This window comes from Shinella sumterensis (assembly GCF_004514425.2).
GTDB lineage: Bacteria > Pseudomonadota > Alphaproteobacteria > Rhizobiales > Rhizobiaceae > Shinella > Shinella sumterensis.
Window position 1 is genome coordinate 1 of the sequence record NZ_MYFN02000040.1, and the last position, 2,767, is coordinate 2,767.

At 64.2% G+C, this 2,767-nt stretch carries 3 protein-coding genes; all 3 read right to left on the bottom strand.

Annotated elements, in window-relative coordinates; genetic code table 11:
- On the bottom strand, positions 1–1,720 hold a 1,720-nt coding region (locus B5M41_RS26655; protein WP_160873041.1), incomplete at its 3' end, for an ABC transporter substrate-binding protein.
- A gap of 80 nt (positions 1,721–1,800) precedes the next feature.
- Positions 1,801–2,220, bottom strand: coding sequence for a DUF2160 domain-containing protein (locus tag B5M41_RS26660; RefSeq protein ID WP_134651425.1), 420 nt, complete (start codon positions 2,218–2,220; stop codon positions 1,801–1,803).
- A 13-nt stretch (positions 2,221–2,233) separates the two neighbouring features.
- Positions 2,234–2,767, bottom strand: a 534-nt coding sequence (locus B5M41_RS26665) for a carbohydrate ABC transporter permease (RefSeq protein ID WP_230640385.1), incomplete at its 5' end; no start/stop codon positions are given.

The following is a 2,767-nucleotide window of genomic DNA, read 5'->3' on the forward strand; positions in this document are numbered from 1 at the left end:
ACTTCTGCCAGGATTTGACGAGTTCGTCGTAGTTTACGGTGAGGGGTTTTTCCTTTTCGTTTTCGATCTTGAGCTGTGGAGCGAGGTTGCCCTTTGCGACGGCGTCCTTGTTCCAGTATTCGAGATCGTGCTCTTCGGCGAGCTTGGGGCCCATGTCGCCCTGGACGCCGGCGCGTTCGAGGCGTTCGAGCACCTTCTCCTGCTCGGCGCACAGCGAATCCATCGCCTCCTGCGCGCTCTTGGCACCCGACGAGGCGTCGCCGATCGCCTGCCACCACAGCTGGGCGAGCTTCGGATAGTCGGGGATGTTCGTGCCGGTCGGCGACCATTGCAGGCGGGCCGGCGAACGGTAGAACTCCACGAGGCCGCCGAGCTTGGGCGCGCGGTCGGTGAACGACTTGTGGTCGAGCGTCGACTGGCGGATGAAGGTCAGGCCGACATGGCTCTTCTTCACGTCGACCGTCTTGGAGGTCACGAACTGCGCATAGAGCCAGGCGGCCTTGGCGCGGTCGTCGGGCGTGGACTTCATCAGCGTCCAGGAGCCGGCGTCCTGGTAGCCGAGCTTCATGCCGTCCTTCCAGTAGACGCCGTGCGGGGACGGCGCGAAGCGCCACTTCGGCGTGCCGTCCGCGTTGACGACCGGCAGGCCTTCCTTGACGAAGTCGGCGGTGAACGCCGTGTAGGTGAACATCTGTTGGGCGATCTCGCCCTGTGCGGGAACCGGGCCGGATTCGGAGAAGGTCATGCCGGCGGCGGCGGCCGGCGCATAGGCCTTCAGCCATTCCAGATACTTCTCGATCGAGTAGACGGCCGCCGGGCCGTTGGTGTCGCCGCCGCGCGCCACGCACGAGCCGACCGGCTGCGACTTCTCGTTGACCTTGATGCCCCATTCGTCGACCGGCAGGCCGTTGGGAATGCCCTTGTCGCCGTTGCCGGCCATCGACAGCCAGGCGTCGGTGAAGCGCCAGCCGAGCGAGGGGTCCTTCTTGCCGTAGTCCATGTGGCCGTAGACCTTCTTGCCGTCGATCTCGCGGCCGGTGAAGAACTCGGCGATGTCCTCATAGGCCGACCAGTTGACGGGCACGCCGAGGTCGTAGCCGTACTTCGCCTTGAAGTCGGCCTTGTTCTTCTCGTCGTTGAACCAGTCGTAACGGAACCAGTAGAGGTTGGCGAACTGCTGGTCGGGCAGCTGGTAGAGCTTGCCGTCCGGCGCCGTCGTGAAGGACTTGCCGATGAAGTCGTCGATGTCGAGGCCCGGATTGGTGACGTCCTTGCCCTCATTGGCCATGAAGTCGGTCAGCGAGCGGGCCTGCTGGTAGCGCCAGTGGGTGCCGATGAGGTCCGAATCGTTGACATAGGCGTCGTAGATGTTCTCGCCCGACTGCATCTGCGTCTGCAGCTTCTCGATGACGTCGCCCTCGCCGATCAGGTCGTGCGTGATCTTGATGCCGGTGATGGCGGTGAAGGCCGGCGCCAGCACCTTGGATTCGTATTCATGCGTGGTGATGGTTTCCGAGACCACCTTGATGTCCATGCCGGCGAACGGCTTGGCGGCATCGATGAACCATTGCATCTCGGCTTCCTGGCCGGCGCGGTCGAGCGCCGACTGGTCGCCGATCTCCGCATCCAGGAATTTCTTGGCCGCGTCCATGTCCGCGAAGGCGGAGCCGGTGAGCGCCAGCAAGATCGCTGCCGTCGTCGTCAGAAGTTGCGTTCGCATGGTATCCTCCCTTAAGGTTTTGCGATTGCGACTGCATGTGCGGAAGCCCCAATCTCCCCGAGGCCCCCATTTCCTTTGCCTCACACGAAGCGGAACACGCCGATGGCGTAGACCACGGACAAGGCAAGAGCCCACCACAGGTTGGGACCGACAAGCCCCAGCCATGCGAGATGGATGAACGCCGAGCCGAGCAGCGACACGAACAACCGGTCGCCGCGTGTCGTCTCGAAGCGCAGGATGCCGATGCGCGGCGCGCCCCCGGGCCGCGCATATTCCCAGACCGCCATCAGCGCGATCAGAAGGAAGATGGTCAGGAAGAACATGGCCGTCGGGAACGACCAGGCCATCCAGCCGCCCGGAATGAGCGAGGCGAACCAGTCGCGCGCGCCGTCCTTGACGGGCAGTGCCATGACGAGAAGCCCGGCGATGACGGCATAGATGACGAGCACGGCGGCGAGTGCGACCGGCCAGCGTGTGTTGCGGTTGGCGACGGTAGCCATCGGACCCCTCCCCTCAGACCCGGCCAAGGGCAAAGCCCTTGGCGATGTAGTTGCGCACGAAGTAGATGACGAGCGCGCCGGGAATGATCGTCAGCACGCCGGCGGCCGCCAGCACGCCCCAGTCCATGCCGGACGCCGAGACCGTGCGCGTCATCGTGGCGGCGATCGGCTTGGCGTCCGTCGTTGTCAGCGTGCGGGCGATCAGAAGCTCCACCCAGGAGAACATGAAGCAGAAGAAGGCCGCCACCCCGATGCCGGACGCGATCAGCGGCACGAAGATCCTGGCGAAGAAGCGCGGGAACGAATAGCCGTCGATATAGGCGGTCTCGTCGATCTCCTTGGGCACGCCCGACATGAAGCCTTCCAGGATCCACACCGCCAGCGGCACGTTGAACAGGCAATGCGCGATCGCCACCGCGATATGGGTGTCGATCAGGCCGAAGGCGGAATAGAGCTGGAAGAACGGCAGCGCAAACACCGCCGGCGGCGCCATGCGGTTGGTGAGCAGCCAGAAGAACAGGTGCTTGTCGCCCAAAAACCGGTAGCG

What these genes read in the sequence shown, in the direction of transcription:
- B5M41_RS26660 (WP_134651425.1), bottom strand. Translation starts at nt 2,220, where the DNA reads ATGGCTACCGTCGCCAACCGCAACACACGCTGGCCGGTCGCACTCGCC.